Source organism: Rhizobium sp. AG207R, from assembly GCF_027109195.1.
Lineage (GTDB): Bacteria > Pseudomonadota > Alphaproteobacteria > Rhizobiales > Rhizobiaceae > Rhizobium > Rhizobium dioscoreae.
In genome coordinates this window covers 334,092-359,762 of sequence record NZ_JAEPVT010000006.1, presented here as the reverse complement: position 1 = coordinate 359,762, position 25,671 = coordinate 334,092, and the positions used below count along the sequence as shown (strand labels likewise).

Annotated in this window: 24 protein-coding genes; 7 read left to right on the top strand and 17 right to left on the bottom strand. The window is 60.7% G+C overall.

Going from position 1 to position 25,671, the window contains the following annotated elements; translation table 11 throughout:
- Window positions 1-18: 18 nt before the first annotated feature.
- Both bluB and JJQ51_RS16875 read right to left on the bottom strand, forming a co-directional pair.
- Window positions 19-759, bottom strand: coding sequence for a 5,6-dimethylbenzimidazole synthase (gene bluB / locus JJQ51_RS16880; RefSeq protein ID WP_233788716.1), 741 nt, complete (start codon window positions 757-759; stop codon window positions 19-21).
- A gap of 194 nt (window positions 760-953) precedes the next feature.
- A complete protein-coding gene (locus JJQ51_RS16875; protein WP_095435442.1) occupies window positions 954-1,271 on the bottom strand; it encodes a hypothetical protein in 318 nt (105 codons plus the stop codon).
- A 344-nt stretch (window positions 1,272-1,615) separates the two neighbouring features.
- On the opposite strand from JJQ51_RS16875, the gene JJQ51_RS16870 reads away from it, so the two are divergent.
- Together JJQ51_RS16870 and queF are read left to right on the top strand one after the other, a co-directional pair.
- Window positions 1,616-2,530 carry a cation diffusion facilitator family transporter gene (locus JJQ51_RS16870; protein WP_095435441.1) on the top strand — a complete coding sequence of 305 codons (915 nt, stop codon included), beginning with the start codon at window positions 1,616-1,618 and terminating at the stop codon, window positions 2,528-2,530.
- A gap of 1 nt (window position 2,531) precedes the next feature.
- The gene (queF, locus tag JJQ51_RS16865) at window positions 2,532-2,996 is read left to right on the top strand and encodes a preQ(1) synthase (RefSeq protein WP_015340658.1); all 465 of its coding nucleotides are present in this window, start codon (window positions 2,532-2,534) and stop codon (window positions 2,994-2,996) included.
- Window positions 2,997-3,056: 60 nt separating this feature from the next.
- Here queF and JJQ51_RS16860 read toward each other — a convergent pair whose 3' ends face one another.
- On the bottom strand, window positions 3,057-3,863 hold the full coding sequence (locus JJQ51_RS16860) for a DUF2076 domain-containing protein (RefSeq protein WP_152092617.1): 807 nt from the start codon (window positions 3,861-3,863) through the stop codon (window positions 3,057-3,059).
- Window positions 3,864-4,094: 231 nt separating this feature from the next.
- Between JJQ51_RS16860 and JJQ51_RS16855 the strand changes: the two genes are divergently transcribed.
- Entirely contained in the window at window positions 4,095-4,682 is a 588-nt protein-coding gene (locus JJQ51_RS16855) for an ATP-dependent Clp protease proteolytic subunit (protein ID WP_152092618.1), read from the top strand.
- A 196-nt stretch (window positions 4,683-4,878) separates the two neighbouring features.
- Here the strand turns inward: JJQ51_RS16855 and JJQ51_RS16850 are convergent, their stop codons facing one another.
- The 3 genes from JJQ51_RS16850 to JJQ51_RS16840 are packed head-to-tail and all read right to left on the bottom strand — an operon-like array spanning window position 4,879 to window position 7,226.
- The gene (locus JJQ51_RS16850; RefSeq protein WP_113395382.1) at window positions 4,879-5,262 is read right to left on the bottom strand and encodes a VOC family protein; all 384 of its coding nucleotides are present in this window, start codon (window positions 5,260-5,262) and stop codon (window positions 4,879-4,881) included.
- A complete protein-coding gene (locus JJQ51_RS16845) occupies window positions 5,228-6,418 on the bottom strand; it encodes an MFS transporter (RefSeq protein WP_113395535.1) in 1,191 nt (396 codons plus the stop codon). The genes JJQ51_RS16850 and JJQ51_RS16845 overlap by 35 nt, the downstream gene beginning before the upstream one ends.
- Window positions 6,419-6,440: 22 nt before the next feature.
- Window positions 6,441-7,226 carry a DeoR/GlpR family DNA-binding transcription regulator gene (locus tag JJQ51_RS16840; RefSeq protein ID WP_113351831.1) on the bottom strand — a complete coding sequence of 262 codons (786 nt, stop codon included), beginning with the start codon at window positions 7,224-7,226 and terminating at the stop codon, window positions 6,441-6,443.
- A gap of 197 nt (window positions 7,227-7,423) precedes the next feature.
- Between JJQ51_RS16840 and JJQ51_RS16835 the strand changes: the two genes are divergently transcribed.
- Entirely contained in the window at window positions 7,424-8,608 is a 1,185-nt protein-coding gene (locus tag JJQ51_RS16835) for a benzoate/H(+) symporter BenE family transporter (RefSeq protein ID WP_113395381.1), read from the top strand.
- Window positions 8,609-8,936: 328 nt separating this feature from the next.
- A complete protein-coding gene (leuA, locus tag JJQ51_RS16830; RefSeq protein WP_113420494.1) occupies window positions 8,937-10,643 on the top strand; it encodes a 2-isopropylmalate synthase in 1,707 nt (568 codons plus the stop codon).
- A gap of 70 nt (window positions 10,644-10,713) precedes the next feature.
- Here the strand turns inward: leuA and JJQ51_RS16825 are convergent, their stop codons facing one another.
- The 5 genes from JJQ51_RS16825 to JJQ51_RS16805 all read right to left on the bottom strand — a co-directional run bounded on the left by JJQ51_RS16825 (window position 10,714) and on the right by JJQ51_RS16805 (window position 15,825).
- The gene (locus JJQ51_RS16825) at window positions 10,714-12,558 is read right to left on the bottom strand and encodes an ABC transporter ATP-binding protein (RefSeq protein ID WP_113420495.1); all 1,845 of its coding nucleotides are present in this window, start codon (window positions 12,556-12,558) and stop codon (window positions 10,714-10,716) included.
- 270 nt (window positions 12,559-12,828) lie between these two features.
- On the bottom strand, window positions 12,829-13,032 hold the full coding sequence (locus JJQ51_RS16820) for a hypothetical protein (RefSeq protein WP_113332216.1): 204 nt from the start codon (window positions 13,030-13,032) through the stop codon (window positions 12,829-12,831).
- Window positions 13,033-13,132: 100 nt separating this feature from the next.
- Window positions 13,133-13,972 (bottom strand): anti-sigma factor family protein, encoded by an 840-nt coding sequence (locus JJQ51_RS16815; RefSeq protein ID WP_173002435.1) that lies wholly within the window; start codon window positions 13,970-13,972, stop codon window positions 13,133-13,135.
- 3 nt (window positions 13,973-13,975) lie between these two features.
- Entirely contained in the window at window positions 13,976-14,488 is a 513-nt protein-coding gene (locus tag JJQ51_RS16810) for an RNA polymerase sigma factor (protein WP_112720912.1), read from the bottom strand.
- Between the two features lie 395 nt (window positions 14,489-14,883).
- Window positions 14,884-15,825: a metallophosphoesterase family protein gene (locus tag JJQ51_RS16805; RefSeq protein WP_113395378.1), complete on the bottom strand. Its 942-nt coding sequence runs from the start codon at window positions 15,823-15,825 to the stop codon at window positions 14,884-14,886.
- 50 nt (window positions 15,826-15,875) lie between these two features.
- On the opposite strand from JJQ51_RS16805, the gene JJQ51_RS16800 reads away from it, so the two are divergent.
- On the top strand, window positions 15,876-16,367 hold the full coding sequence (locus tag JJQ51_RS16800) for an NUDIX domain-containing protein (protein WP_113395377.1): 492 nt from the start codon (window positions 15,876-15,878) through the stop codon (window positions 16,365-16,367).
- Window positions 16,368-16,382: 15 nt separating this feature from the next.
- On the opposite strand, the gene JJQ51_RS16795 is transcribed toward JJQ51_RS16800, so the two are convergent.
- On the bottom strand, window positions 16,383-17,372 hold the full coding sequence (locus JJQ51_RS16795) for a glutathione S-transferase family protein (protein ID WP_152092619.1): 990 nt from the start codon (window positions 17,370-17,372) through the stop codon (window positions 16,383-16,385).
- Between the two features lie 349 nt (window positions 17,373-17,721).
- Here JJQ51_RS16795 and JJQ51_RS16790 point away from each other — a divergent pair, with 349 nt between their 5' ends.
- Window positions 17,722-18,303 carry a GNAT family N-acetyltransferase gene (locus tag JJQ51_RS16790; RefSeq protein WP_113395375.1) on the top strand — a complete coding sequence of 194 codons (582 nt, stop codon included), beginning with the start codon at window positions 17,722-17,724 and terminating at the stop codon, window positions 18,301-18,303.
- Window positions 18,304-18,336: 33 nt separating this feature from the next.
- Here the strand turns inward: JJQ51_RS16790 and JJQ51_RS16785 are convergent, their stop codons facing one another.
- The 5 genes from JJQ51_RS16785 to JJQ51_RS16765 are packed head-to-tail and all read right to left on the bottom strand — an operon-like array spanning window position 18,337 to window position 25,618.
- The gene (locus JJQ51_RS16785) at window positions 18,337-18,759 is read right to left on the bottom strand and encodes a GNAT family N-acetyltransferase (protein WP_371864924.1); all 423 of its coding nucleotides are present in this window, start codon (window positions 18,757-18,759) and stop codon (window positions 18,337-18,339) included.
- Between the two features lie 5 nt (window positions 18,760-18,764).
- Window positions 18,765-20,837 (bottom strand): hypothetical protein, encoded by a 2,073-nt coding sequence (locus JJQ51_RS16780; RefSeq protein ID WP_152092621.1) that lies wholly within the window; start codon window positions 20,835-20,837, stop codon window positions 18,765-18,767.
- Window position 20,838: 1 nt separating this feature from the next.
- On the bottom strand, window positions 20,839-23,661 hold the full coding sequence (locus JJQ51_RS16775) for a DUF4159 domain-containing protein (RefSeq protein WP_152096206.1): 2,823 nt from the start codon (window positions 23,659-23,661) through the stop codon (window positions 20,839-20,841).
- Entirely contained in the window at window positions 23,658-24,578 is a 921-nt protein-coding gene (locus JJQ51_RS16770; RefSeq protein WP_152092623.1) for a DUF58 domain-containing protein, read from the bottom strand. The genes JJQ51_RS16775 and JJQ51_RS16770 overlap by 4 nt, the downstream gene beginning before the upstream one ends.
- A gap of 26 nt (window positions 24,579-24,604) precedes the next feature.
- On the bottom strand, window positions 24,605-25,618 hold the full coding sequence (locus JJQ51_RS16765) for an AAA family ATPase (RefSeq protein WP_113420497.1): 1,014 nt from the start codon (window positions 25,616-25,618) through the stop codon (window positions 24,605-24,607).
- Window positions 25,619-25,671 lie beyond the last annotated feature (53 nt).

The window sequence follows — 25,671 nt, the reverse complement described above, 5'->3', positions numbered from 1 at the left end:
GGCGCAGAGCGGCCATACTCACATATCCTCGCAAGCCTGCCAGCCTTCCTCGAAGACGAGCTTGTCGAGCGGCAGGCGCTCGCGCCATCCCTTCACGGCGAGTTCCGGCATGTCGTAGAGCTCGTCGACATAGCCGACACAGAGCCATGCGACGATCTTCACATGCTCGGGTATGCCGAGGATCGCCTTGATGGCATCTTCATGGAAGATGCTGACCCAGCCGACACCGACGCCCTCGGCTCGTGCGGCAAGCCAGAGATTCTGTACGGCGCAGACGGTCGAGTAGACATCGGTATCCGGATTGTGCGTCCGGCCGAGCACGACGGGACCGCCGCGCTTGGTGTCGCAGGTGATGCAGATGCTGAGCGGCGCCTTGCGAATGCCTTCCAGTTTCAACCGCTGATACTGCGCGCGACGATCACCTTCGAACATCGCGGAGGCTTCCTCATTGGCCTGATGGAAGGCCTGCCATACGCGTTCACGCGTTTCTGGCTGACGGATCAGGATGAAATTCCATGGCTGCATGAATCCGACCGACGGTGCCGAATGGGCAGCCTCGAGCAAGCGCCGGACGACATCGTCAGGAAGGGGATGGGGCCGGAATTGGTCGCGCACGTCGCGCCGGGTCTCGATGGCGCGATAGACGGCGCTGCGTTCCACCTCCGAAAATGCTCCGGCTGCGACCAGATGATCCGATACACCAGCGGGAGCGTCGGCAGCGTAAGGTGTAGCATCGGCAGTCTTTTCAGGAGCGGGCATGTTCAACCGTGATTTTCATTAGGAGGCGGCGGCGTATCGGCCGGTGTCGCCGACCCTTGCACATCAGGCTGAAGCACAGCTTAGCGCTGGATGGCAAGTCAAACTACCAGCGCGCTTTTCCACAGGCGAGCGACAATCGCGCCACCGGATGGCGAATACATGGCGATAATTTGGTGCTAAGAATGATGATTGACTTATAAACAGTCGACATGCCCAACTGCAGTGTAAGCGGCAAGATTGCATGTCACCAGTCCAAGCGTCAAAATCACCCCATGACACGCTGCCCAAAAGAGCGAATGGGCGCGCATGGTCGGCTGCGAAGCCGCTGCTGCCAGGACGGCAATGCTTGAGATGAAGATTGCGAAAAGCAAGATGCTTAGCGGCGGAAAGTAAAGCGGAATGATCTGCCAGCAACTTGCAAAACGGTAGGTGCCAGCCGTGTTGTATGCCAGCGCGGCAAGCGCTACCCAAACGAGAGCATGGAATAATATCTTGCGGGTTTCCACGCTCATTCTCAGTTGATCCGTCTATATTCTTTTATTACGAACTTACTGCATTAGATGGATATCAACTTCAAGTTTTAAAAAATGGTGTTTCTATCATCGTGTGCTTCAGTGGCCGGACGACGCCGACCGAAACTGAGTGGGCGATCCAGTCACGTTTTGCTTGTTCTGTTCAGCAACGGCCATTTTTGATGTGAGAGCGAAACTCGCCTTTGACAAACTTGGCATCGTGATCCATATGAGCCGTTAATGAACCGCCTGCGCGAAAATTCGCGCGGGCGGTTTTGCATTTCAACGGCGCCTTCTTTGCAATTCATTCGCATAAGCAGGCGTGAAGACATTTGGAGACGGGCATGAACAGTCAAGGAAACGATACGATCAGGCGGCTCGCCCTTTGGGGCATTCCGCTGTCGCTCGGCGTCATGGGGCTGAAGATGCTGGCCTGGTGGCTGACGGGTTCCGTGGCGCTTCTGTCCGATGGACTTGAATCGCTCGTCAATGTCGTTGCTGCCTTCATCGCCTTCTTCGTCATCCGTTACGCGCAGAAGCCGGCCGATCACGATCATCCCTTCGGTCATCACAAGGCGGAATATCTTTCCGCCGTCACCGAAGGCGTGATGATCGTCGTTGCAGCGCTGATGATCGTGCAGGAGGCGGTCGGCCATCTCGCAAATCCGCAGCCGATGCAGGCGCCGGTGCTCGGTCTCGCGATCAACTTTGTCGCCGGCGTCATCAACGGTATCTGGGCTCTGACGCTGATCCGGGCCGGCCGGACATATCGCTCGCCGGCATTGACGGCGGATGGCCAGCACATCATGTCGGATGTCTATACTTCGATCGGCGTGCTCATCGGCCTGTTGCTGGCGCTCGGCACCGGCCATCCGATCTTCGACCCCGTGCTTGCCATTCTCGTTGCCATCAACATTCTCTACCAGGGCTGGAAGGTCATCTCCGCTTCGATCGACGGGCTTATGGATAAGGCCGTTCTGCCGGAAGAGGAGAATGTCATCAAGGATGCGATTGCCAGAAACGCCGAGGGTTCGCTCGGCGTTCATGATCTGAAGACACGCAGGGCAGGGGCCGTGACCTTCGTCGATTTCCATATGGTCGTACCCGCCGCCATGCCGGTGCGAGAGGCACATCGAATCTGCGACCGCCTTGAAGATGCCATACGGGCGATCCATGCGGGCGCCGAAATAACCATTCATGTGGAGCCGGAGGGCGAAAAAGCCCATGGTATCCGCGTCAAAGTGATCAAGGAGACCTGAGATGCCTAAGACCGATGTGTCCGGCCTGTCGATGCTCGGCAACCAGACTGAGACCGCCAGCAATCCGGAAGAAGCCGTTCTGGAGAAGGTGCCATCCGGCCACGCCGGCACTGATTATGTCGTGCGCTTCACCGCGCCCGAATTCACCTCGCTTTGCCCGATGACGGGACAGCCGGATTTCGCCCATATCGTCATCGACTACATTCCCAATGAATGGCTGGTGGAATCGAAGTCGCTGAAGCTCTTCCTGCATTCCTTCCGCAATCATGGCGCATTCCACGAGGATTGCTCGATCTATATCGCCAAGCGCCTAGTGGATCTGCTGCAGCCGAAGTGGCTGCGCATCGGCGCTTATTGGTATCCGCGCGGCGGCATTCCGATCGATGTCTTCTGGCAGACCGGCAAGCCGCCGGAGGGTGTATGGCTGCCGGACCAGGGCGTGCAGCCCTATCGCGGCCGAGGCTGAATGAAAAAAGCCGCCATCAGGGGATGGCGGCTTTTCTGATGGATTCGATGAGATTGCGGCTCAGGCAAACGAGTTGTCGTCGCCATCGTCATAGGACGAGTCGTCATAATCATCGTCCTGAGCGTCTTGGGCAGCGTCCTGGGCATAATCGGCCGCCCTCTGATCATTCTGATCACTATTGTCGTCATTGCCGAAATAGTTGTTGTTGATGATCGTTTCCTGAACCGGCTGTTCGGCTGCGTTGGCCGCAGTACCCCCGAAGAGGCCACTGCCGGCATTTCCACCGAAGAGCCCGCCGCCAGTGCCGCCCAGATGCGGGCTGAAGAGGCTGGAGAGCGATTCCGCCAGCATCACGCCGCCGGCAACCCCGGCTGCCGTGCCAAGCGCACCGCGCAGGAAGCTGCCGCCAGCCGAAGGCGTTGCCGCCTGCTGGCTCCATGGGCCGGATGGCTGTGGCTGGCCAGCCCAGGGGCCGGACTGAGGCGCATTGCGGGCATAGTCGTCATAGAGACGACCCTGCTGCTGCGGGCTGGTCCCCTGCGGCGCTGGCACAGGCTGCTGCTGGCCGCCGCCGAAGAGCGAGCCGATTCCGCCGAGGAAACCGCCGCTCTGGCCCTGCGGGTGATTGTCGGCGCCCTGCTGCTCGAGTTCGTGCACGCGGGCTTCGAGCTGCTGGATGCGGTCAGCTGCAGCCTTCATGCCCTGTTCCTGCAAGATGACGGCCTGCGCCAGGAAATAAGGCGCATAAGGCTGGTCGCGGACTGCCTGGTTGATAAAGGCCTCCGCATCGGCGTCGCGCTGCGTGCTGGCGGCACCGCGCACGCGATCGAAGAGAGAGGCGAGCAATTGACGTTCTTCTGGCGACATGATGGCCTCCTTGGCTATCTGTGCTGCAAATTCGGGGCGCGGTTTCTAACCGCGCTGACCTGACGTAGGATCAAATCTCGGCTTTTCAAAGCCATTCAAGTTACATTTCGGTAATCCGCAACCATAACACCATGTTGTCAGTCGCTATTCCCGCCTTGTCTTTTTCCGGCATTGTTTTACGCATTGAGTCGCACTATGTGCGGTGAACGACGCATCATGCTGGAGAGTTGAATGAACGACGAAGACGAACAGGAAGACAAGAAGACCGAGCAGCCCTTGGGCAAGGACGCGGAGGCGAATCTTTTCAAATCGCGTTCGATCTTCATCTATGGCGGCATCACGCAGGAACTGGCGCAGAAGGTCTGCTCGCAGCTCGTGGCGCTTTCCGCTGCCAGCGACGACGATATCCGCATCTATGTGAATTCGCCCGGCGGCCACGTCGAATCAGGCGATTCCATCCACGACATGATCAAGTTCATCAAGCCGAAGGTCTGGATGATCGGTACAGGCTGGGTCGCTTCCGCCGGAGCGCTGATCTACGTTTCCGCTCCCAAGGAGCGCCGTATTTGCCTGCCGAACACGCGCTTCCTGTTGCACCAACCGTCTGGCGGCACGCGCGGCATGGCCTCCGATATCGAGATTCAAGCACGCGAAATCATCAAGATGAACGAGCGCCTGAACAAGATCTTCTCGGAAGCCACCGGCCAGCCGGTCGAGCGCATCGCCAAGGACACCGACCGCGACTATTGGCTCTCCGCCGAGGAAGCCAAGGCTTACGGCCTGGTCTCGCGCATCGTGACCTCGCAGGCGGATATCTGATCTGGCCGGTTTTTCCGATTGAATTGAGCGCCCTCGCTTGCCGGAAGGCTGGCGGGGGCGTTTTCGATGAAAAAGCTTTGATCAAAAGCCAAAAGCTGGCGGCAGAAATCTCTGCCGCCAGCCTTCACCGCTCGGGAGGTTGCAACGTTTCCGGGAGCGGCGAACTCGAAAGCGCAAACTACAGACCGAGCGTGTCCTATATGGTAATCTCCACCGGCGTTCCGTCCGGCATGGTGATGACAGCCTCATAGAAGCCGTCGCCGGTGGTGCGTGGTGCGGATTTCAGGCGATCATCCGCCTTGCATCGTTCAGCCAGCGCATCGACGGCAGCTTTGCTGCCGAGGGATATGGCAATATGGTCCCAGCCGATGCGTTCGCTGTGCGGGTCGGGAGAAAGCCAGGGGCCGGTCATCAGTTCGATCTGGTCGTCGCTTTCCGGCAAGGAAATGAAGCGGGAGACGAAGCCAGGCCGTCGCTGGCTTCGATAGAGTTCACCGACGGTTGCGCCGAAATAAGTCTCCCAGAAATTCGCGGCGGCATCGAGATCATGCGTCCATAGAGCGGTATGAGCGATCCGCATCTGTCTCTCCCTGTGCCTGTTCGTGATTGCGGGTAACGATGCTGGCGCAGAGAGGTGCGACGCAGAGGAGTGCGGCGAGCATCCAGAAGGCGCCGGGCAGGCCGAGATGATCCGCCGCGAAACCGACGCCGGCGGGGCCGACGAGCACGCCCGCATATCCGGTCATGGTGATGGCCGCGACGGCCAGGCCGGCCGGCATGACCTTCTGCGAACCGCCTTTGCGGAAGAGCACCGGGACGATGTTGGAGGCGCCAAGCCCGATCAGGAGGAAACCGCTCATGGCGAGGATCGCGATCGGGCTAAGAAGGAGGACGCCAAAGCCAACGACCGCAATCACGCCACCCCATAGCATGATTGCCCTGTCGCCGACTCTTGCGGTAATGGCATCGCCGCTCAGGCGGCCCACCGTCATCGCAATAGCAAACAGCATGTAGCCGAGGCCGCCATGACTGGTATCGACCTGGCCCTGCGTGGTAAGCAGCAGAGCACTCCAATCGAGGATCGCGCCTTCGACGAGGAAGGTGATTGCTGCCAGCGCGGCCAGCAGCAGCACGACGCCGCGTGGCATGACGAAAAGCGGCGCGTCCTCCGCGGGGACGGTTCGCAGCAGACGGGGCCATGCGATGATCATGGCGATCACCATGACTGCCGAGCTGAGAAGCGTTGCGGCAAGGGGACCGGCCTTGGCGGAGAGGAGCAGGGTGACGAGCAGGGAGCCGATGAAGCCGCCGATGCTGAACAGCGCATGGAAGCCGGACATCAGCGGCCGGTCCGCACCTTTCTCCACTTCGACGGCATGAATGTTCATGGCCACATCGAGCGATCCAAGGCAGGCGCCGAACGCCGCCAGCGCAAGGCCGAGGGTGAATGGCGTGCTCGCTATGGCCAAGGCCGGCAGGAGAAGTGCGAGACCGAGACCGCCTGCGATGATGATCGGCTTGCTGCCATATCGCGCGCTCAACATGCCGGCTGCAAGCATCGCCGCGACCGAACCGAGGCCAAGGCAAAGCAATAGCATGCCCAGCACACCATCATCGACGCCGAGGCGATCCTTGGCGAAGGGGACGAGGGGAGCCCAGCAGGCGAGGGCAAAACCTCCAACCAGAAAAGCAAGTCGTGTTGCCAGCCGGGTTTCCGGCCGATCCGTGGATTGCATGGTCATTTCTTATCTTTCGAAATCAGGAGGATGACGTGACGTCGCTTGCCTTCACCAGCGAGAAGCCGGCGTCGGCGGCCGCCTTTTCGTCAGCGACAGGCAGGTCATCCTCGACAACAAGCCAATCGATATCGTCGGCGCCGCCGATGCGGTGCGGCGCGCGTTCGTGAAACTTCTCCGAGGTAATCAACGCGATCCGTGCTGCGCTTTTCTTGAGCAGCGTCCGCTTGAAGATCGCATCTGCATGTTCGTACACGCTGATGCCGTTTCTTGCCGAAACGGCGCAGACGCCCAGGAAGCAGCGATCGATGTTCATGGCTTCGATGGCTGCAACGGCCGACGCATCGACGCTGCCGCCGACGACGGGATCGACCGCACCACCAATCAGGACGAGCGGAATATCGCCGCGCTTCATGACTGCACTGGCGATATCGATGGAGTTCGTTGCGATCGTCACGTCCATGTTCTTCTGCAGAAGATCGACCATTGCGAGATTGGTGCTGCCGCTGTCGAAAAACAGGAATTCGCCCGGTTCGATCATTGCGGCGGCCGCCTTGGCCAGGGCTCTCTTGCGACCGGATTCCTGGCCGACGCGTACGGCCATCGGCTGCGACGGCGTCAGGAGAGGGAGCGCGCCGCCGTAGACGCGGCGGCATTTGCCCTCTGCGGCAAGTGCCCGCAGATCGCGGCGCACGGCATCTTCGGACACGTTGAATTCGGCGGCCAGAGATGCGGCAACGATCTGCCTGCCCTCTGCAAGCCGCGCTTCGATGACGTCCCGACGGGATAATGGAAGTGAATTGCTCATCAATTTGCATTAACGTGCATAAGCAAGAGAGTCAATATGCACGTTTATACACGGTATGAGTCGACGACGATATATTCCGCGAGTGATTTGCTGAGCGACACTGCCATTCGCGCGAAAACAGCACTTGCACGCCTGATGCTTGTAATGCTCCATGCGCGTTCCATCGATCCTCACGCATTCTTCGAGTCTCCATCGCCATGCTCAAAGATTTTTCCGTTCAAAGCCTGTTCATGGGTTGCCTCACGGCCTTCGTCGGCTTTGCCAGTTCCTTCGCCGTCGTCTTTCATGGCCTGCAGGTGGTCGGCGCGTCGGATGCGCAGGCAGCATCCGGTCTGACGGCGCTTTCGGTTGCGATGGGTCTCTGCGCGATCGTGCTCAGCATGGTGACGAGACTGCCGATAAGCATTGCCTGGTCGACACCGGGAGCCGCGCTGCTGGCGAGCGCAGGAGCGATCGAAGGCGGCTTCCCGGTGGCTGTCGGTGCATTTTTCATTTGCGGCATATTGATCGTCATTGCCGGGCTTTTTCGGCCTTTTGGCCGGGCGGTCGCATCCATCCCGGCACCGCTCGCCAATGCCATGCTGGCCGGCGTGCTGCTCGGCCTCTGCTTTGCACCCGTCAAGGCGATCGCCTTCAATCCTGCCTTCGGTTTGCCAATCATCCTTGCCTGGATCGTCGTTGGGTCGTTCAAGCGGCTATGGGCGGTACCGGCGGCGCTTGCGGCCTTTGTCCTGGTGCTGGCCTTCGGCGTGAAGATACCGGATGGTGCCTTCGCCTCGCTCGAGCATTCGCTGCTGCCGACGGTCGAATTCGTGAAGCCAGTCTTTACGCTTGCCGGTATCGTGTCCATCGCGCTGCCGCTGTTCATCGTGACCATGGCATCGCAGAACATTCCCGGCATCGCCGTGCTCAAGGTGCATGATTACGAGCCGAAACCGGGTCCGCTGTTTGCCGTGACCGGCGTGTTCTCGCTGCTTGCTGTCCCGTTTGGCGGCCATGCCGTCAATCTTGCGGCAATCACCGCGGCGATGTGTGCCGGGCAGGACGCTCATGCTGATCCCGCGCGGCGCTACTGGGCCGCGATTGTCGCCGGGATCGGCTATGTGATCCTCGGATTGCTGGCGAGTGCCGTGACGGCTTTCGTGGCGCTGGCGCCGCCGATTCTGATCGAGGCGGTGGCCGGCCTGGCGCTGGTCGGCGCGCTCTCCAATTCCGCCTTGAACGCTTTCCAGCAGCCGGAATCGCGCGAGGCGGCCGCCATCACGTTTCTCGTGACGGCATCGGGTGTTTCCTTCGGCGGTATTTCCGGCGCCTTCTGGGGGCTCATCGCCGGCGGGCTGATGCTGGCGCTGTCGCGCGGCGTGCAAATGCTGAAGAAGTAGGCGAGGGGTTGCTTCTTTCTGATCCGGCAGCTATAAGCGCGGCCATGAAGCTGACTGGCGCAAAGATTTCCGAGCAGATTGCACGTGGGCGCGTTGCCCTGCGTGACAATACGCGCGCCCTTACTTCGCTTCTCCTCCTCGGCCTTACGCGCGGTTGCCGGGTCCTTTGAGGAGCGCCCGGCGGCCGAAAAGCCCGCTGGCCATCGCTCCTCGCGACTTACCCTAAAATCGACAGCTTACCCGCAAAGGGTCCGCATTTATCATCGCCAAGCCGCATCCGATCGGCTAAGACGCGGGATAAAATGACGGGAAAGGAAGAGACGAGACCATGGACGCGAACAGCCATTCCCCCAAAGGCATGCCCGAAGCAGCGGTGAAATACCGCGCCTATCCGCAAATCAATATTCCCGACCGGACCTGGCCGTCCAAGGTGATCACCAAGGCGCCGATCTGGTGTTCGGTCGATCTGCGCGACGGCAATCAGGCGCTTGTCGATCCGATGGGTCACGACCGCAAGGCACGCATGTTCCAGCTGTTGCTGGATATGGGTTTCAAGGAAATCGAGATCGGCTTCCCCTCGGCTTCGCAGACCGACTTCGACTTTGCCCGCTGGTGCATCGAACAGGGCAGTGTGCCTGCCGATGTATCGCTGCAGGTTCTCGTCCAGTGCCGCCCGGAATTGATTACCCGCACCTTCGAAGCGCTGGAAGGCGCCAACAAGCCGATCGTGCATTTCTACAATTCCACCAGCGAATTGCAGCGCCGCGTCGTATTTGCCAAGGACGTGCAGGGCATCAAGCAGATCGCCGTCGACGCGGCCAAGATGATCACCGACATGGCGGCGAAGGCCGGCGGCGGCTATCGCTTCGAATATTCGCCGGAAAGCTTCACCGGCACCGAGCTGGATGTGGCGCTGGAAATCTGCAACGCCGTCATCGACGTCGTGAAGCCGACGCCTGATAACAAGCTGATCATCAATCTGCCGTCGACCGTCGAAATGGCGACGCCGAACATCTATGCCGACCAGATCGAATGGATGTGCCGCAATCTCGATAACAGAGAAAACCTGATCATTTCGCTGCATCCGCACAATGACCGCGGGACGGGTATTGCCGCTGCCGAGCTGGCATTGATGGCCGGCGCCGATCGTGTGGAAGGCACGCTGTTCGGCAATGGCGAGCGCACCGGCAATGTTGACGTTGTCACCATGGCGTTGAACATGTTCACACAGGGCGTCGATCCGGAGCTGGATTGCTCCAACATCGAGCGCATGAAGGAAGTTTACGAATATTCCAACCAGATGGCGATCGGCGAGCGCCATCCCTATGTCGGCGAGCTGGTCTATACTGCCTTCTCCGGTTCGCACCAGGATGCGATCAACAAGGGCATGAAGGCCGCCAAAGTCGCCAACGATCCGGTTTGGGAAGTGCCCTATTTGCCGATCGATCCGCAGGATGTCGGTCGTACCTATGAGGCGATCATCCGCATCAACTCGCAGTCCGGCAAGGGCGGCATCGCCTATATCATGCAGCAGGATTACGGGCTGAATCTGCCGCGCAATCTGCAGGTGGAATATCGCGAGGAAATCCAGCGCATCACCGACGAGGAAGGCAAGGAATTGCCCTCCAAGCGCATCTACGAGCATTTTATCGAGCGCTATGTCACGCAGCCGGAGGCGCGGCTCCGCTTCGTCGACCACCACACCTTCGCCGACCCCGAGCATAAGGGGCAGCGCATCGTCGCGGCCGAGATTACCGACAAGGGCGAGGTGAAGCGCATCGAGGGCAGGGGTAACGGCCCGATCGATGGCTTCATCAACGCGCTCTCGATCTATCTCGGCATTCCGATGTCGGTCGAGGATTATTCCGAGCATTCACTCCAGCACGGCTCGAACGCCTCGGCGATCTCCTATGTCGAGGTCTCCTATCCAGGCGGCAAGCTTTTCGGTGCTGGCATCAACACCAATATCGTCGCTGCGTCCCTCGAGGCGATCGTCTCGGCGGCGAACCGCGTGCTCGCCATCAAGTCGGCATAAGGCTCAAGCCTGGTTGCAGCTCTGATTTGAAAGGCCCCCTCGTTTTCGAGGGGGCCACTTTTATTGCACATCAGTCGGCTGGCGGTTCGTCGCCTTCGATGAAGCCGCCGGATTGGTGCGACCACAGCGTTGCGTAGATGCCGTTCCGGGCGATCAGCTCCGCATGCGTGCCGTCCTCGACGATGCGGCCGTGGTCGAGCACGACGATGCGGTCCATACGCGCGATGGTCGACAGGCGATGGGCGATGGCGATCACGGTCTTGTCTTCCATGATGCCGTAGAGCGTATCCTGAATTTCGGCTTCGACTTCCGAATCGAGGGCAGATGTTGCCTCGTCGAGCACCAGAATCGGGGCATCCTTCAGAATAGCGCGCGCAATCGCGACGCGCTGCCGCTGACCGCCGGAAAGCTGGACGCCACGTTCGCCGGCATGCGCATCGAAACCGATTCTTCCTTCCTGATCCCTGAGGCCCGCGATGAAATCGCTGGCCGCAGCCTTCTCTGCCGCAGCGAGAACCGCATCCTCCGAAAAGCTGAGATTGCCATGCGCGATGTTATCACGGATGGAGCGGTGAAGGAGCGACGCTTCCTGACCGACCACCGCAATCTGCCGGCGCAAGCTATCTTGCGTCACCTGCCGAATATCCTGGCCATCGATTTCGATGATGCCGGCTTCCGGATCGAAGAAGCGCAGTAGCAGGTTGACCAAGGTCGATTTGCCAGTGCCGGAGCGGCCGACAAGGCCGACTTTCTGGCCTGCCTCAATTCGAAGCGAAATGCCGTCCAGCCCGCCATCTTCCTTGCCGTAGCGATGGGTGACCTCTCTGAAGGCGATCTCGCCATTGGTGACGGCAAGCGGCTTTGCGCAAGGCATATCGGTAATGGCAAGCGGCTGCGAGACGGTCAGCAGCGATTGCCGCATGGCGCCGAGATGGGCAAAAAGCGACGATACCGCGTCCAGCATCCATTCGGCCATGCCGGTTATACGGAAGCTCAGCGCTAGGGATGCCGCGATCAGCCCGAGCGGTGCCCCGCCGGACTGCCAGAGGACGACCGCATAGCCGACAAGTGTGACAATGAGGAAGCTGCCAAGGAACAGCATGCTCGAATTGACCAGCACTTCCAATCTCTGCACCCTGACAAATGTTTCGCGGGCTTGAGAGAAACGACGACGGGTCTCCTTATCCTCCGCCCTTGCATCGGCAAAAAGCTTGATGAGGTCGATATTGGCATAGCTGTCCACCAGCATGCCCGTCAGCTCGGCATAGGCTCCCTGGTATTGCGCGGAGGCCTTCTGCAGGCGAGGGATGACATAGGCCATCAGTGCGAGATAGCAGAACAGCCACACCGCCAGGGGCCAGATGAGGCGCGGGTCGATCGAGGCCATCAGCCAGAGCGAGCCGGCCACATAGATCGTGACAAAGGAGAGCGTATGCAGGACCTGATAGGCCGCGCCCGTTGCTGCCGTGCCAATGTCGCGCACCTGGCTGGCGATTCGACCGGAAAAGTCCTGACGGAACCAGCCGACCGATTGCCGAAGGACATGACGGTGAGCCCGCCAGCGGAACAGCGTCTCGGCATTCGGCCGAAACGCGATGTCATCCAGGCTTTCGCGGAGATAGCCGGCAAGAGGCCGTCCGATCAGGACGAGGGCGGCCGCGGCGAGCAAGCCGAATCCTTCGGATGCCCAGAAATCCTCGCGCCGGGCGGCGGCGAGATCGTCCACCAGCCGGCTCGAATAGCCGATGAGCCAGATCTCGATGATAGCGCCGATCACGGTCAGACTGAGGCTGATTGCCATGACCGTGCGAAACGGGCGAAGATTGGTTAGAAGATAGCGCCAGGCCTTGGGTGATGGCTGCAGCTCGTCATGATCCTGAAACGGATCGACAAGCTCTTCGAAGCGACGAAACATGAGTGCCCTCCACGGGCGAAAGATAGCAATCTGATGGTCGGGCCGATAAAGCAGCCCTTCACGGCACTGCCTTTCAGCGGTGGTTTCCTGTGCCGTGATTTTTCATCAGAGTGCTCTCCTCATTGGTCGCTGCAACCTCTATAGCGTGTATCCGCGCCGATGTCAGCAGAAATTGTATCGTGATCGTTCGACATAGAAGGCCGAGTGCCGTTCTTTCCACGCCTCGCGTCGAGCTCGTCCAGGCATATGTGCTTCAATGGTGAGTTTTGCTCAGGCCTTGCCTTTGGCAAGCTCATCGCGCTGCTTCGTCAGACGCTCGAGCTCTTCTTCCTGCTCGGCTATCCGCTCAGATGTCCGTTCTTCGTCGGCGGCGCCGGAAAAGGCTGCTGCCTGCTCGATCAGTTCGCGAAGGTTTTCCTTTATCGCCGCGATACGCCTGTCGATTTCAGGAATGGTCAGCAGAACGTCGGACATGTCGAAACTCCAGCAAGACTATCGGGCTCATGCGGTTGTCGCCGCCCATTATCCATCGGCCGGCCGGCAGCCGCAAGGCGCAAAACGGATGGGATATCAGTCAGATTTCCGAGGATACCCGATTGGCGATCTGATCGAGCATTGCATCCGAGGAGGGACCGACGACCGCATAGGTGGTGCCGTTGCGGTGCCAGGACACGATGCTGATATCGTCCTTGATGGTTTCGCTGAAATCGTCGTCGGCAACGCCGTCCGTCTTGGTAAAGCAGATGGCGACGACATCACCATCGAGGTTCTTGTAGATCAGCTGGCCGACTGGCTTGCCGGCTGCGATGGACATGCGCGCGCCTTGGAAGACGAGACCATCGGCAGCAAGGTCCGGAAAATTGAATTTGACGCCGACCGTGCTCGCCAGCCACTTGGCGATCTCGTCCAGCTGGCTTGCCTGCAGCTCGACCATACGCTGCGGCTGGCGCGAATAGATGCGGTGATAGGCGGCGATATCATCCAGCCAGTTGCGTGTCATAGCCTGTGTCGGGGTCGGCGGAGGACTCGCCGGGACGTCAGCGGGCTGCATGCCGAAAAGATAACCGATGCCGCCGCCGACGGCGAACAGGATGAGAGCCGCGGCCAGCGATTGCTTGCCCGTGGGCGCCAATTTCAATGATTGCCGGGTGAGACGGGGAGAGGGATCTCGGGTCTTCGGAGGCTGGGCGCTCTTGATGGAGCGAACGAGCGCCAGCGGTACAGGCTCCTTCAAAACCTCGTCAAAAGCCTTGCGGCCAACATCGGAGCCGTGCTTCAGCTCATCGAAAATACGTCGCGCGTTCGGATCCGAGGCGATGAGCTTTTCCAACTCTTCTTTTTCTTCGCGGCTCGTCTCGCCATCCATGAAGGCGGACAAGCGGATTTCGAGCGGCGTTTTCTTCATGTCCTGCAATGCTTAAAACCTTCGAGGCGAGCGACTATGACCCTGGGAGGCAAGGTAAAGGCGTGCGCTGGATAGCCTTGACATCACTGCCGACAAAGGGATGCCGAGGACGTCGGCAGCCTGCTTGTAGCTGTGCCCTTCGACGTCGACCAGCAGGAAGACACTGGCAAGTCCTTCTGGCAAAGATGTGACGAGACGATGCGCTTCGCCGGCTTCTACAAGATTTAAATGGGTGCCGGATATCGGCTCGCCCTGTTCTAGTGCACTGCCCTTTGCGGCGGGGCGTAGTTTGTGGCGTCGCGCTTCATCGACCCATTGATGCCGGGCCATCGTATAGAGCCAGCTTTCCAGCTTGCCGCCGCTGTTCCAGAGATGGAACTTGGCTATGCCGCGCTGACAGACGTTTTGAACAAGCTCGTCCGCCTCGGCGAGATCGCCGGTCAGCGTCACCGCAAAGCGGCGAAGCTTCGGAAGAAGGCCGACCAGATCGCGTCTGATATCAGTGGCTGCTACCGGCGTTGGCATGATCGTTCCAGGAAGGCGTTGGAGGTTGTTACATCGACAATCTGCTTCCGCGATGGACAGCCTTTCCCGTAAGAAAGGTGATGCGAGCGGAATAATTGTCCTGTGCTGGTATGAACCATTTCCGTGCCGTTTCGCAAGTCTTCAAAAGCACCCGCGCGTTTGACTGTCATTCTTACCGCAGTAATCCCACAATGTGTCAGCCGGTCTTGTCTCGGCGCTGCCCGAGCTCTCCAAGAAGCCGCAACCCACGGGATACAGGCTCCGAAAACCGGCATGCGGTGCTCCTTGTCACGACCTCAAAATCCATCCCGCATTTCAGGATTCCAATGCTTCGATTGTAGCTCCGTATCTTAGAAAACGCTACCGAAACGATGCGCACGATGACGCTAAAAGGCTCACCATGTCGCGAGAATATCGAAGCCTTCGGGGTCGACGCCGCTGCCGTTGTCGCTGAGGCTGTAACGCTCCGCCTTCAGTTCCCAGGCGCCCGGCCGCCCGGCGATGGTGAAGAGATTATAGGCCGCGCGCGGCTTCAATCCGCCGACTCCTTGCGATGCTGAGGCGATCCCGACGACCGGGACCGGGCCCATGTGGCCGCGCAGCCAATGCAAGGTGTTGAGATGTGTGTGGCCATGCAGGACAAGTTCGGCGCCGCCGGTCGAGATGACGGCGGCAAAACGGCGAATGCCGATCATCCGCTTGTAGAAACTGGTTGCACCGCGAATGGGCGGGTGATGGATCATGACGACGCGAAAGAGCCCGGCATCTCCGGCTGCGCGCAGGATATTGACCGTCTCGCGCGCCTGGCGCGAGGAGTAGAAGCCGCTCGCAGCAAAGGGCGGGGTGGCAACGGCTGTGGAGCAGCCCACAAGCGCGACCTGACCGCGGATACGCAGATAGGGGAAAATGCGCTGCTCTTCCTGCCATTCGGCAGGAGCATCGTCGCCGCGGACATAGGGATACCAGGAGCGCATGGCCTTTTCGTAGGCGCCGGGCACATAGGCATCGTGATTGCCGGGAACAACTGAGGTGTGGAGAGGATCGCCGACAGTCTTCAGCCACGCGGCTGCTGTCTGGATCTCCATGCCGCTCGCAAGGTTGACGAGATCGCCGGTTACGGCCAGGTGATCGGCCTGTTTCGCCTTGATGTCGTCAAGAAGGAGATCGAGCGTATCGCCAAAAAGATGCTTGCGCCGGTTCCGGTGCCAGTTCACAAATCCGGTAATGCGTTTGGAGGCGAGTTCTCTGATCGAAAGACGTGGCAGTGGACCAAGGTGAACATCGGAAATATGCGCGAGCTTGAACATGGGATGAGACATAGCCCACTCTATTGTCAAAACAAATACATCCCCAATCCAATTGTAGATCGCGACGCCGGGGTTCAGGCATGAGCGAAGACAATCGACGCGACGAAAGGCAGAGTTTGGCTGTGCGTCTGTTCGGCCGCGCGCTGCATGTCTATTTCGTGCTGACCCGCAGCATGACCATCGGCGTGCGCGCCGCTTGCTTCGATCGTGAAGGGCGGATTTTTCTGGTTCGGCATTCCTATATCGCCGGATGGCATATGCCCGGCGGCGGCGTCGAACGCCATGAGACTGTGGAGCAGGCGCTCGAAAAGGAGTTGCGCGAGGAAGGCAATCTGGCGATCTCAGGCAAGCCGCAGCTCTTCCACGTCTATTTCAACAATCACACCAGCAAACGCGACCACGTCGTCTTCTATCGCGTCGAGGTTACCCAGACCTCGCCGCGCAAGCCAGATCGGGAGATCGTCGAATGCGGCTTCTTTGCAGTCGATGCGCTGCCGCCAGGCACGACGAAGGCAACCTATCGCCGGCTGAAGGAATTGGAAGGAGCGGAAGCTCCCTCCAGCTATTGGTAGTCTCCGACGCTTGGATCAGGCAGCCTTTGCCAGCCGCTCACGCCCATGCGGGCGATCGAAATCCAGTTCCGGCCCGATCGGCACGATGCCTGTCGGGTTGATGGTCTTGTGGCTGCGATAATAGTGGTTCTTGATGTGCCCGATGTTCACCGTCTCGGCAACGCCGCCGATCTGATAGAGATCCCGGAGATAGGCCGAGAGGTTGGCATAGTCGGCAATGCGCCGGATATTGCATTTGAAATGTCCGACATAGACGGCGTCGAAACGAACCAATGTCGTGAACAGCCGCCAATCGGCCTCCGTCAAGCGATCACCGAATAGATAGCGCTGTGTCGCCAGCCGCTCATCGAGCATGTCGAGGGTTTCGAAAAGGCGGAGTGCGTTTTCCTGATAGGCTTCCTGCGTCGTCGCAAAGCCGGCCTTGTAGACGCCGTTGTTGACCGTATCGTAGACGCGCTCGTTCAATGCATCGATATCGGCCTGCAGATCGGTGGGATAGAAATCCGCCGTGGAGCCGGTCAGGCCATCGAAGGCCGTATTGAACATGCGGATGATTTCCGCGGACTCATTGTTGACGATCGTGCCGGTCTGCTTGTCCCAGAGAACGGGAACAGTCACGCGGCCGGAATAATGCGGATCGGCTTTGACATAGACCTCCCAGAGCTTCGTCGCGCCGAAGAGATGGTCGACAGTGCCGCCATCCTGTCCTTTGAATTCCCAGCCATTTTCCAGCATCAGCGGATCGACGATCGAGACGGAGATCTGCTCCTCCAGCTTTTTCAGCTTGCGGAAGACCAGGGTTCGATGCGCCCAGGGGCAGGCGAGCGAGACGTAGAGATGATAGCGTCCGGCCTCTGCCTTGAAGCCGCCGGTGCCAGTGGGGCCGGCGCTGCCATCCACGGTGATCCAGTTTCGAAACTGCGACGCGGCGCGCTTGAAATGGCCTTTCGTCTCCTTGGTATCGTACCAGACGTCATGCCAGACGCCGTCCACCAACATGCCCATTGCTTAATCCTTTCGGAAAACTGCCGAAACTATATATCTAGAGATACGGCATGCGCGCCGGATTTCGAGACGGCAAATGATGAACACTGCGTCATAGGTGCTGTCGGCGGGCTCATGTGGCGACGTGAAGCTTCAGAAAAGACACGATGCCGGCACGATCCTGCATGAATGAACGGCAGGATGCATTTTGCATTGGACGCGCCGAATATTTCCTGCTATCCGGCTTCTCACACTTTAAGGACCCCTTGTCATGAAAGTAACCAGAAGCCTGCGACGACGCCGATGATCTTGAACGCTCCATGAGCGCTTTCGGGAACAATATCGTCCGTCTATCTGGTTTTCTGGGCTAATGTACAAGCACGATCTGGTCTACCTCACTGAGGATGCGTCGCACGACGCTGCTATCGAACTCATCAACGAAGAAGCTTTCGGTCCGGGACGGTTTACACGCGCCGCTGCTCGCATTCGCGAGCAGGGACCGCATGACCGTTCGCTATCCTTCATCTGCGCCGACGATGGCGAGACGATCGCCTCGGTGCGGATGACGCCGGTGCTGGCCGGATCGGTCAAAGGACATCTGCTCGGCCCGCTTGCGGTGCGTCCGTCCCACAAGAACAAGGGGATCGGCCGCGAGCTCGTGCGGATTGCGGTGGCGGCCGCTCAGCGCAAGGGGTCGGAAGCCGTCATCCTGATCGGCGATCCGCCCTATTATTGCCCGCTCGGTTTCGAGAAGGTCGCCTACAACGCACTGACCTTCCCGGGGCCTGTCGATCCAAACCGGGTGCTCGTCGTGCCGATCGCCGCAGACACGCATGCGCGGCTGCATGGCACGATTGTCTGGCGCGATGATTCCATTCCGGCTATCGAAGCCGAAGCCGAAGACGAAGACGATCTGGATGATGTCGTGCAGTTCACGGCGATCGCTGTCTAAGGCGCCATCAACGAAAAATCGCCCTGCTTGATGTCAGCGGGGCGATAACGTCTTCTTCAGAAAGAATCGGCTGCGACCGGCCGGGAAATCTGGCAGTTCGCCGAAGATGGCATAGCCCTGCCGCTGATAGGCTTTCAGCGCCTGTGGATTGAAGGTATCGATCCATGCGCCGAAGCAACCGCGGGCGCTTGCCTCCGCTTCCGCCGCCTCCAGCAGCTTTCCGGCCATGCCCTGGCCGCGCAGGCTTTCCGGCACGAAGAGCCATTGCGTGAACAGCCATCCCCAGGCGGTATAGCCCGAGATGCCACCGATGGGCTTGCCGGCATCGTCGCGGATCAGAACGGCGAGGGATTGCCGGCCGGATGGCCCGACGTCGGTGGTGTTGAACGCTGTCAATCCCTCGCTGATGGCCGCAAGCTCGCCTTCGGATGGCGTATCGGTCACTTCGATCTTCATCACATTCATCGTCCTTCGCGCCACCATGTGGCGGAGAAAGCAAAAAGAAGGGCGGCGAGACCGGCAAAGCCTGCAAAGAGCGGCAGGGTATTGATCCCCTTCAGCACGGTTTCGTCAGTCATGCGGATGGTCAGGCGCTGACCGTCGGCGACGCGAACGGCGCCGCGCACCGGCAGAACTTGCGGCACCGTCACGCCACCATTTGCGCCGGCAACGCGAGTGACGAGACCCTTCGTTTTTTGTGCCAGCGGTTTCAGTGTCTCGGTGGTCGAGATCATCGCCTTGAATTCCGGAGCATCGATTGCGCCGATATGAACGAGTGTCGACAGATTGCCGTTGGCGATCTGGTAGAGCCCGATTTCGTTCATATGCTTCTCGGCTTGATAGAGACCCGGCTGGGTCTGCCTCAGCGGCAAGGTTTCCGTCTGGCCGGAAGGCAATTTGATCGTAGCGGGGCCGGGATCGTTGCCGATCGTCTGGCGTGTTACCTGCAGCGTGCGCCCGGCGGCATTGGCCGTCAGCGCTTCTTCTTCCAGCGCTGGCTCTTTCAGCAGCCAATGGGCGATGCGACGGTAGAGCGAGACATGTGGGCCGCCGCCTTCGAAGCCGCGTGCCCAGAGCCAGCCCTCGTCGGAGAGCAGCATGGCGACACGCCCCTGGCCGACGCGGTTCAGCACCAGCAAGGGACTATTGTCAGCGCCGACCATCACGGTCTGTCCTTGCGGCCTCTCCACATCGACGCTGCGGAACCAGCGGCCCCAATGCGGTGGCTCGGTTTCGGAGCCATCCAGCCCGCGCGTGACGGGGTGCTTTTTGCCCTGGTCCGACAGGCGCGGATAGAAGGCTTTTTCGATCATCTGGCCCGTCGGCTCGGCCGGCAGTACCGAGGCAAGCGGCGTCAGCGCGATCGAACTGCCGCCGGCATGTTCGGGGCCGGCCGCAACCAGCAATGCGCCGCCGTTTTCCACATATTGTGCCATGTAATCATAATAGATCGTCGGCAGGACGTTTTGGCGGTCCTGATAGCGGTCAAAGATGATCAGGTCGAAAGAGTTGATCTTGTCGACGAAAAGCTCGCGGGTCGGGAAGGCGATCAGCGACAACTCGTTGATCGGCGTGCCGTCCTGCTTGTCCGGCGGGCGCAGAATGGTGAAGTGCACGAGATCGACCGAGGCGTCCGATTTCAGAAGGTTGCGCCAGGCGCGCTCGCCGGCATGCGGCTCGCCCGAGACGAGCAGGACGCGCATGTTCTGGCGGATGCCTTCGATCAGCTGGACCGTCTGATTGTTGATGCCGGTGACTTCGCCAGGCACTTCGGCGACCGCGAATTCGAGGACATTGTTGCCGGCGCGGGGCACCTTGAAGCTGAAGGGCGTGTCCTGGCCGGGTGTCGCCTGCAGGGTGGCGATCTCGTCGCCATTCATCTTGACCGTCACTGCTGCCGTGCCGCCGGGGCTCTTGCCATCGTCGACGACACGGAAGACGAGCTGCTGCTCTTCGTTGACAAGACCGAAGCGAGGTGCTCGCACGATCTCGATGCGGCGATCGAATTCGTCCGGTTTGCCCGTGATCAGCCCGTGGACGGGTGCGTCAAAGCCGAGCTGCTGATTGACGCCGGGGATATCGTGGATCTGGCCATCCGTCAGGAAGATGGCACCGCCGATACGGGCGGGCGGGACGTCGGCGATTGCCGAGGAGAGGGCAGAGAAAAGCCGTGTCGACGGAGATTCCGACTCCGCCGGATCGCGGAATTCCACGATCCTGGGCTCGATGCGGGGGAATTGCGCCAGCCGATCCTTGAGCATCGCCAGGGCTTCGTCCGTCATCTTGGCACGTTCCGGCGTCTGCTGGCTCAGGCTGCGGTCGACGACGACGGGCACGATCGTCGTCAGCTGATCGCGATCCTCCTGCATCAGTACCGGGTTGGCGAGTGCCGCCAGCAAGGCAATACCTGCGAAACCACGAATCCAGCCGCCGCGCAGGCGCCTGTAGATGGCAAGCGCCCAGATGGCGAGCGTCAGCACCGCCAGAGCGGCAAGGATAGGCCAGGGGAGGAAGGGGGCAAAACCGATATTCATACTATTGCCCCAAGCGCTGCAGGATATCGGGAACGTGGACCTGATCGGACTTATAGTTTCCGGTCAGCATGTACATCATGATGTTGACGCCGGTGCGGTAGGCATATTCCCGCTGCGTTTCATCCGGGGGGACGGTCGGCAGCAGCGGCGAGCCATTGTCGCCGATAGCCCAAGCGCCGGCAAAATCATTGCCCGTAATCATGATCGGCGTCACCCCGTCGGAGGTCGCGACGGCGTTCGCATCGCGGCGCGCATCCTGACGCGCTTCCACCCAGAGCGGGCTGTCTGCATAGCGGCCGGGGAAGCTCGACAGCAGGTAGAAGGACTTGGTCAGCACATGGCCGGCGGGCACGGGCTCGAGGGGAGGAATATCGAGGTTGGCAAGGATCTGCTGCAGTCGCTGGCCGTTGGGGCTCGGTGACGAAGTGTCGCCCATCGTGTCGATGGCGTCACGCGTGTCGAAGAGCACGGTGCCGCCGTTGCGCATATAGGCGTCGATGCGGTTGATGGCGTCGTTGGACGGCATCGGCGCGGTTGCTGAAATCGGCCAGTAGATCAGCGGGTAAAAGGCGAGTTCATCCTTGGCAGGATCCACCCCTACCGGCGGGCCTGGTTCGAGCGTCGTACGATAGGTGAGATAGTCGGAGAGGCCGGCAAGCCCGCGCTCCGAAATGTGATCCACGTCCGTTTCGCCTGTCACGACATAGGCAAGATGCGTCTTGTCGAGCCGCGAGAAGATGGCGTCGTCGCCCGGTTTGGAATCGTCGGCCAGAGCGTTTGCCGGATGCAGGAATATGGCGAGCGATGCAGCCAGCAGCAGCATTGCCGTGCCGCCCGCAATCGTCTTGGCCGATCTGCCCAGGCGTGGAAAGGCACCGTTCATGAACAGTACGATGATGCTGTCGGCGAGCAGCAGGAGGAAGGCGAGGGTAAAGAGGATCGGCTTTGCCGACCAGGCCTCGCCCCCGATAAGGCCTTCGCGCGCGACAGCGCCGGCCGCCGAGGTATCCAGCGGCTTGAGCACTGCGCCGCTCGGCAGGGTGTTGAGCGCACTGAAGCCCTCTTCGGAACCGTAGAGGCCGGGCGGGTTGTCGAAACTTGCGACTGCGGCCCCCTTGTTTGGTTCCAGCGGGCGGGCGCTGCCGATCTCGCTGGTCAGCACGCCCTTGGCGGACAGGAGTCGATAGGGTGGCATTGCTTCACTTGCCTTGGAGGCAGCCACTTGCCCCGGAGCCACGCCACCGGCACGCGACAATTGTACGATGCGGCGCAGCATCTCGACGAAATCGCCTGATATCGGCAGATCCGACCATTGCGGCTCGGCGCTGACGTGGAAGAGCACGATACGGCCGGCCTGCATCTGCTTTTCGGTCACCAGCGGCGTGCCGTCGGCAAGGCTTGCCCAGGTGCGCTCGGCGAGATCCGGTGTCGGCTCGGCCAGAACCTGCCGTTTGATCAGGACATCATCCGGCTTCGGCATGCCGGCGAAGGGGCCGAAAGAGGGGAAATCGGCAAGCGGCTGCGGCTCGGCCCAGGAAAGAGCGCCGCCGAAGGTGCGCTCGCCCTGCCGCAATGTGACCGGGACCAACGGATCGTCGGCGGGAGCTGCGGCAAGGCGCGGTCCGGCGAAGCGGACGAGCGTGCCGCCATTCTCGATCCATTTTTGCAGCGGCGCATAGGTCTCCTGCGGCAGGCGGCCGACATCGGCCATGATGATAACGGAGGGATTGCCCGCAAGCAGTTGGGGGATCGACTTTGCCAGATCGGCGCTGTTCGGCTGAATGAGATCAGCAAAGGGCTGAAGTGCGCGCTGGATATAATAGAGTGGCGACAGGATCGGTTGGAATTCGTCAGCAGCCTGTCCGGAGAGGAGGGCCACGCGGCGGCGGCGAAAACCGTCGTCGAGCAGATAGACGCTGCCGGCGCTAGCCTGGCGGTCGATGCTGATGCGGGCGAAATCATTGCGCATTTCGAAGGGCGCGGCGATGGAGCCGGTCGCAACCGTCTGCCCGCCCGCGAAGTCAAGCGAACCGGCGGCGATTGGCCGTCCCTGATTGTCTTGCGCCGTCAGTCCGAGGCGCATCGGGCTACTGCCGTTCAGCCGTGTGGCCGTGACGGTCATGTTGCTGGCGGTATTGGCTGCGCCGGTGAGCGCGACGATATCGCGGCCGTCGCCTTCGATCAGCCGCAGCTCGCTCGGCTGCAGCACGGCAAGGCGGCTGACGATATCGTCCTTGTCCCTGCTCTCGATGCCATCGGAGATGAAGGCGATAGTACCGGGCTTCATGCCGTTGAGCGCCGCCTTGACGGCGTCGGCGGCGCGCCGGCGATCCGGCACCAACGGTTGCGGGTTCATGGCATGCAGCTTGTCTCGGGCCGATGTCGCCGCACCCGGTGTGGCATCGTTGCTCTGTTCGGCGGTGAAGGCGATCGAGACCGGAATGCCCTTGGCATCGGCATCGTCGATCAGCGCGTCCGCCGTGCGCACGCGGCGTTCCCAGTCGGAGACGCTTGCCCAGCTATTGTCGATCATCAGCGCCAGCGGGCCGCTGCTCGACAGCGTGTTGGTGCGCGGATTGAACATCGGATTGGCGATGGCAAGAATGATCAGGGCGGCAAGCAGCATGCGCAGCAGCGTCAGCCACCATGGGCTGCGCGCCGGGGTTTCCTCACGTTTGAGGATGCTCGCCAGAATGCGGAGCGGCGGGAACACTTCGGTGCGCGGCTGCGGCGGGGTCAGGCGCAGCAGCCACCAGATCGCAGGAAGCAGAATGAGCGCTGCCAAGATGGCCGGCGAAGCGAATGCAAAGGAGAGACCGCTCATGGCTGGCCTCCTGACGCGATCCTCGCGGGCATGCCTGAGAGATACATGTGCACGGCGACCAGCGCTTCGGAAGCCAGGCGGTCGGTGCGGTGGTTGACGAAGGTCCAGCCGAGATGGCGCAGCGACTGGCCGAGATTTTCGCGCCGCGCCAGATAGGCGCGCCGATAATCGTCACGCAGGTTTTCCGCGCGGCCGGCGATCAGCTTCGAGCCCGTTTCGGGATCGCTGAATTCGGTGCGCCCGCTATAGGGAAATAGTTCTTCGGCGGGGTCGGCAACCTCGATCACATGACCGCGTAAGCCACGGCGGGCCAGCGGTCCGATCCTGCCCATCACGCTATCGGCATCGTCGAGAAAATCGCCGATCAGCACGATATCGCTCCAGCCGCGGATCATTGATGTCTGCGGAAGGCCGCCTTCGAGCGGCGTATGCATCAGCGCTGCGGCCAGGCGTTCGGCAGCGTTGCGGGTCGAAACCGGCTCCATGATGCCGGGGCAGCCGATGCGCTCACCGGAGCGGGACAGGATTTCCGCCAGCGCCAGCATCAGGACGAGCGCGCGGCCTTCCTTGGACACATGGCCATAGGTCGATTTATACATCATGGATGGGGAGAGATCGGCCCAGAGCCAGATCGTGTGAGCGGCTTCCCATTCATGATCGCGGATATAGGTGTGATCGTCACGGGCCGAGCGTCGCCAGTCGATGCGCGACAGGCTTTCGCCTTCGGTATAGGGGCGGAACTGCCAGAAATTCTCGCCGATGCCGCGCTTGCGCCGGCCGTGCCATCCGGCGATGACGGTATTGGCGATGCGCTTGGCTTCGACAAGGCAGTCCGGCACGAGTGCGGCGCGACTACGGGCTCGGGAGAGGGCATCGTTGCCTGAGGTCGGTCTGACGGTCTGTCCGATGGATGCCACGCGCTATACTCTCCTCGACATCCGGGTCACGACTTCGACTGCTTGACCAGCCCTGAAATGACATCGCGTACGGACATGCCTTCGGCGCGGGCTGCGAAAGTCAGCGCCATGCGGTGTTCCAACACTGGCTCGGCGAGTGCATGAATGTCGTCGATCGACGGTGCAAGCCGGCCTTCGTAAAGGGCGCGGGCGCGGGCGCAGAGCATCATCGCCTGGCCGGCACGCGGACCTGGACCCCAGGCGACATGCTTGTCCGTCGAGGCATTGCCCTGGCCTGGGCGGGCCGAGCGCACGAGCGACAGGATCGCATCGACGACGCCGTCACTGACGGGCATCTGGCGGATGAGTTGCTGGATTTCCAGCAAGCGTTCGGCGTCGATGACCGCCTGTGGCGTCGCTTCGCTTAAGCCGGTGGTTTCGAGCAGGATGCGGCGTTCATCCGCAAGCTCGGGATAATCGACGTCGACCTGCAGCAGGAAACGGTCGAGCTGGGCTTCCGGCAGCGGATAAGTGCCTTCCTGCTCCAACGGATTCTGTGTTGCGAGAACGTGGAAGGGAGCAGGAAGGTCATAACGTTGGCCGGCGATGGTGACGTGATATTCCTGCATGGACTGCAGCAGGGCGGACTGCGTGCGCGGCGAGGCGCGGTTGATTTCGTCGGCCATCAGCAATTGCGCGAAGACCGGACCCTTGACGAAACGGAAGGAACGGCGGCCGGTTTCGTCCTGGTCCATGACCTCGGAACCGAGAATATCCGACGGCATGAGGTCCGGCGTGAACTGCACGCGGTTGGAGGCAAGGCCGAGAACGGCGCCGAGTGTCGTCACCAGCTTCGTCTTGGCGAGACCCGGTACGCCCACCAGCAAGGCATGACCGCCGGCGAGCACGGCCAGAAGCGTGTTTTCCACGACGCTTTCCTGACCGAAAATGACCTTCGACACCTCCTGGCGAACGGCGGCGATATCGCCCAGTGCCTTTTCGGCTGAGGCAATGATGGCCTGCTCGTCGAGGCTCGTTTCGGTCGATTTGATCATGCCCATTTGCGTCTCCAATGGCAGAAAAACGGTGCGCGTGATTCGCAGACGTTACACAT

Bases quoted from the DNA above. Each gene is read 5' to 3' on its own strand.
- bluB (WP_233788716.1), bottom strand. From the start codon at position 759: ATGCCCGCTCCTGAAAAGACTGCCGATGCTACACCTTACGCTGCCGAC.
- JJQ51_RS16875 (WP_095435442.1), bottom strand. From the start codon at position 1,271: ATGAGCGTGGAAACCCGCAAGATATTATTCCATGCTCTCGTTTGGGTA.
- JJQ51_RS16870 (WP_095435441.1), top strand. From the start codon at position 1,616: ATGAACAGTCAAGGAAACGATACGATCAGGCGGCTCGCCCTTTGGGGC.
- queF (WP_015340658.1), top strand. From the start codon at position 2,532: ATGCCTAAGACCGATGTGTCCGGCCTGTCGATGCTCGGCAACCAGACT.
- JJQ51_RS16860 (WP_152092617.1), bottom strand. From the start codon at position 3,863: ATGTCGCCAGAAGAACGTCAATTGCTCGCCTCTCTCTTCGATCGCGTG.
- JJQ51_RS16855 (WP_152092618.1), top strand. From the start codon at position 4,095: ATGAACGACGAAGACGAACAGGAAGACAAGAAGACCGAGCAGCCCTTG.
- JJQ51_RS16850 (WP_113395382.1), bottom strand. From the start codon at position 5,262: ATGCGGATCGCTCATACCGCTCTATGGACGCATGATCTCGATGCCGCC.
- JJQ51_RS16845 (WP_113395535.1), bottom strand. From the start codon at position 6,418: ATGCAATCCACGGATCGGCCGGAAACCCGGCTGGCAACACGACTTGCT.
- JJQ51_RS16840 (WP_113351831.1), bottom strand. From the start codon at position 7,226: ATGAGCAATTCACTTCCATTATCCCGTCGGGACGTCATCGAAGCGCGG.
- JJQ51_RS16835 (WP_113395381.1), top strand. From the start codon at position 7,424: ATGCTCAAAGATTTTTCCGTTCAAAGCCTGTTCATGGGTTGCCTCACG.
- leuA (WP_113420494.1), top strand. From the start codon at position 8,937: ATGGACGCGAACAGCCATTCCCCCAAAGGCATGCCCGAAGCAGCGGTG.
- JJQ51_RS16825 (WP_113420495.1), bottom strand. From the start codon at position 12,558: ATGTTTCGTCGCTTCGAAGAGCTTGTCGATCCGTTTCAGGATCATGAC.
- JJQ51_RS16820 (WP_113332216.1), bottom strand. From the start codon at position 13,032: ATGTCCGACGTTCTGCTGACCATTCCTGAAATCGACAGGCGTATCGCG.
- JJQ51_RS16810 (WP_112720912.1), bottom strand. From the start codon at position 14,488: ATGCCAACGCCGGTAGCAGCCACTGATATCAGACGCGATCTGGTCGGC.
- JJQ51_RS16800 (WP_113395377.1), top strand. From the start codon at position 15,876: ATGAGCGAAGACAATCGACGCGACGAAAGGCAGAGTTTGGCTGTGCGT.
- JJQ51_RS16795 (WP_152092619.1), bottom strand. From the start codon at position 17,372: ATGGGCATGTTGGTGGACGGCGTCTGGCATGACGTCTGGTACGATACC.
- JJQ51_RS16790 (WP_113395375.1), top strand. From the start codon at position 17,722: ATGTACAAGCACGATCTGGTCTACCTCACTGAGGATGCGTCGCACGAC.
- JJQ51_RS16785 (WP_371864924.1), bottom strand. From the start codon at position 18,759: ATGAAGATCGAAGTGACCGATACGCCATCCGAAGGCGAGCTTGCGGCC.
- JJQ51_RS16780 (WP_152092621.1), bottom strand. From the start codon at position 20,837: ATGAATATCGGTTTTGCCCCCTTCCTCCCCTGGCCTATCCTTGCCGCT.
- JJQ51_RS16775 (WP_152096206.1), bottom strand. From the start codon at position 23,661: ATGAGCGGTCTCTCCTTTGCATTCGCTTCGCCGGCCATCTTGGCAGCG.
- JJQ51_RS16765 (WP_113420497.1), bottom strand. From the start codon at position 25,618: ATGGGCATGATCAAATCGACCGAAACGAGCCTCGACGAGCAGGCCATC.